Origin of the sequence: Prevotella sp. P5-126 (genome assembly GCF_002251185.1) — a bacterium.
In the GTDB taxonomy this organism is placed as follows: domain Bacteria; phylum Bacteroidota; class Bacteroidia; order Bacteroidales; family Bacteroidaceae; genus Prevotella.
Genome location: NZ_NPIZ01000023.1, coordinates 1 through 440, shown reverse-complemented (window position 1 = coordinate 440; position 440 = coordinate 1). Strand labels below are relative to the sequence as shown.

At 40.7% G+C, this 440-nt stretch carries 1 protein-coding gene; it reads right to left on the bottom strand.

Features of this window, described 5'->3' with window-relative positions:
* Positions 1–246: 246 nt before the first annotated feature.
* Positions 247–440, bottom strand: a 194-nt coding sequence (locus tag CIK90_RS02175) for a transposase (protein WP_216820902.1), incomplete at its 5' end; no start/stop codon positions are given.

Genomic DNA, 440 nt, shown 5'->3' with positions numbered 1-440 from the left:
TTGAACGTAGGATAGATAGTCCCGTCTGGTTTTCTATTCACGTTGATATACCGTCCCACAAACACGTGTGGGTTACGCTTTACCGGCCATAACGCCTTTGCCACATGCTCCACGAAGAGGTAATGATTTGGCAATAGTTTTAACTTCTCCAATATTCATACGGTTGCTTGGCAAGCAACTCTTTTCTTTTGGCAAAGGTACGACAATTACGCTGATAAACGATAAATTTAACGTGAGTTCGACGAATTAGAATAAGGTCAATTGTCTATCAATAGTCCTTTGAACGGCAATTGTAGGTTTCTTAGGAAAGAAGCAATATGCTGCCAAAGCTCCAAGAGTATTGACAATGAAGTTGTCGAAAGATCTGTGTCTGGAATGTTCCACCTGTGCAATATTCTTAAGTTCATCGTTAACGGTCTCTATGATAGCCCGCTTTCTAA